The organism is Phenylobacterium sp. (genome assembly GCF_046590535.1).
Classification (GTDB): Bacteria; Pseudomonadota; Alphaproteobacteria; order Caulobacterales; family Caulobacteraceae; genus Phenylobacterium.
On record NZ_JBKJTG010000035.1, the window covers coordinates 1 to 2,618 of the forward strand.

The following is a 2,618-nucleotide window of genomic DNA, read 5'->3' on the forward strand; positions in this document are numbered from 1 at the left end:
TCCCTGCCGGCGATCGCGGTGCCCCTGGTCGGTGAAATCAGCCCGTGGCAGGGCGCATTCCTGGGAGTCGGCCTGCCTGGGCTGATGATCGCGGCCCTGGTCCTGCTGACCGTGCGCGAGCCCCCTAGGCGAGATCTGCGCACCATAGGCGGCGACGGGCGCGGCATCGGCGTGGCGCTGGGGTTCGTGCTGCGCCGGTGGCGTACCTTCGGCGCGATCTCCGCCGGAGCCATAGGCAACATCATCATCGGGACCAACGCCCAGTGGGTGGCGCCCATCTTCGCCCGCAACTGGGGCTGGGCGGTGGGGGACCTAGCCCGCGCCACTGGCATCTTGTTCTTCATTGCCGGGCCCCTGGGCACCGTTACCGGCATCTGGCTGATGTCGAAGCTCACCCAGCGCGGCCGGGTGGACGGGGCGGTCCGCGCCTTGATATTGGGCGTGACGATTCTGGCGGTGTCGTTCGCGCTTCTTCCCCTGGCGCCGGCCGCGGTGCTGGCGCTCGTCGCCCTATTCGGCGCCCTGTTCGGCCAGTCCATCGCCACGGCGGCGGGCCCGACCTCGATGATCGCCATCGCGCCCGGCAACATCCGCGGCCAGATCATGGCCTTCTACTATCTGGCCAACGGGCTGGTCGCCAACTTCCTGGGAGCGCCCGTCGTCGGCGCCCTGGCCGACAATTTGGGCCGTAAGGAAGGGCTGGGACAGGCCATCATGATCGTTTCGTCTGTGGCGGGACCATTGGCGGTCACCCTGCTGATCCTGGGGCTGAAGCCGTACCGCACGACCGTGCAGGAGATCGACGCCTTGGCGCCGGCGGCGGCCGAACCGACGCCGCGGGCCTAGACCGCAGCCCAACCAAAACGCACAGGGAGCTTTTCCATGACCGACAAGATCGCCTTGCCCAAGATCGCCAAGGGCAAGCGACCGGTGGTGTTCGAGGATGCGAATATCGACCACCTGGTCACTATGGTCCTGGAGATGTCGGCGGAGCTGTACGCCGTCTACCAGCGGCTGGACACGGTGGAGCGAATGCTCGACGAGGCAAAGCTCATCGAGCGCGCCAAGATCGACGACTATCAGCCCAGTGAGGCAGCCGAAGCCGAGCGGGTCGAGTGGCGGGAGCTGTTTCTGGAGCGGCTGTTCAGGACCGTCCGGGCGGACCGGGGGTAGCTCCCCCCAGCGTTATTTCCAGGCGCCGAAAGTGAACCAGGAGACGCCGCCGAAGCCGGGTTTCGGCTTGACCTCGCCCAGGGCATTGGCGCGGAATTCCGCGTCCGAGACCGAACCCATGTTAAGTAGCTGGTTCTGGATGTAGTTCTCCTCCTTGAAACCGGCGCCGAGCACCAGATCGCGCGGAACCTGGGCGCGGAAATGCTGATAGCTCGGTTCGTTGTTGTGCCAGGTGTCCCAGTCCAGGAAGAAGTCGTGGTAGGGCTCGACCTCGCTGCCGGGGGGCAGTTCGAAGTGAATCATCAGGCCTCCGGGCTTCAGCACCCGATAGCACTCGGCGATCACCGCCTTGGTCACCTTCACGGGGATTTCGTGGAGGAAGAAGCTGGAGGTGATGAAGTCGACGCTATTGTCGGGGAAGTCGAGCTTGTCGGCGCTCTGCTGGTGGAAGTGGATCTTGCGTCCGGTCGCCTCGGCGCGGGCGTGGCCATAGCGTAGGCAGGGCGCGGCGACATCCACCCCGTGAACCTCGGCGTCCGGGAAGACGTCCTTGTAGGGGAAGGTGTTGGAGCCTGCGGTGCAGGCCAGATCGACGATCACCTGCGGTTGGAAGTCCGGATACCGCTCCTTGAGGAAGTGGGCGATGGTCGAGCCGGGGCCGCCCTTGCGATAGCCCGACAAGGCGCCGCCGAAGACCACGGTGCCATAGGTATTGCGCGCGCCCTGCAGGACGTCGTCGGGGGCATGCTCGCTATGGAAGCAGCCGGGCATCAGGTGGACGTCGACCTCCGATACGTAGCGGGGGGTCGCAAGGTCCGGATTAAGCTCCAGCGTCCCGCCAGCAGGGTTCTTGGCCCGGGCGGCGGCGGCGGCGGAGATCAGCTTGCCGGCGTTGCGCTCCAACTGCGGGCGGACGGATTCGAACACCATTTCCTGCGCGTTGATGCGCAGGGCGGTGAAGAACCGGTATATCCGCTTGTTTTCCATGGCGGCCTTGACCTGGCGGCCGTTGGGGGCCTTGCCGCCCTTGGTCAGGCCCGGCTCGACGGTCTCTAGGTAAGTCTTCTTCATGTCGCCGCCGACATCCATCAGCACCGACTTGCGCAAGGTGGAGATAAAGGCCTGTCGACCGGCCTCATAGCCAGTGGGTTTGGCGATCGTGTCGACGTTCTCGATGGTGGCGGGCATGGAACCTCCTAGGCGGCGCGCTCGATTATCTGGCAACGCGACGCTCAGGGCAATCACTGCAGATGTCGCTACACGGCCTTCACGGCGCTGGGCCGCGTGTCTCGGTGGCCCCCTTCAGACCGGCGGCCTGAGTGTCCTCTCCGGGCTGCCGGCATTGTGGTCCAAGATTCTCATCCACTCCGAATAGCGACACCCCATGGAAGAGGTTCAGACGGCAACCCGTTCATCGCTCGACGACAGCCGGCGCGGCCCCGCCA

3 protein-coding genes are annotated in these 2,618 nt (G+C 65.7%); 2 read left to right on the plus strand and 1 reads right to left on the minus strand.

Annotated features, from left to right (window positions below):
• A partial coding sequence (locus tag ACLL81_RS01880; RefSeq protein ID WP_411286649.1) for a hypothetical protein occupies positions 1–846 on the plus strand: 846 nt, incomplete at its 5' end.
• A 36-nt stretch (positions 847–882) separates the two neighbouring features.
• Positions 883–1,173 carry a hypothetical protein gene (locus tag ACLL81_RS01885; protein WP_411286650.1) on the plus strand — a complete coding sequence of 97 codons (291 nt, stop codon included), beginning with the start codon at positions 883–885 and terminating at the stop codon, positions 1,171–1,173.
• A 12-nt stretch (positions 1,174–1,185) separates the two neighbouring features.
• On the opposite strand, the gene ACLL81_RS01890 is transcribed toward ACLL81_RS01885, so the two are convergent.
• A complete protein-coding gene (locus ACLL81_RS01890) occupies positions 1,186–2,361 on the minus strand; it encodes a methyltransferase domain-containing protein (protein ID WP_411286651.1) in 1,176 nt (391 codons plus the stop codon).
• Between the last annotated feature and the right edge of the window lie 257 nt (positions 2,362–2,618).

Coding starts and splice junctions, on each gene's coding strand:
- ACLL81_RS01885 (WP_411286650.1), top strand. CDS start 883: ATGACCGACAAGATCGCCTTGCCCAAGATCGCCAAGGGCAAGCGACCG.
- ACLL81_RS01890 (WP_411286651.1), bottom strand. CDS start 2,361: ATGCCCGCCACCATCGAGAACGTCGACACGATCGCCAAACCCACTGGC.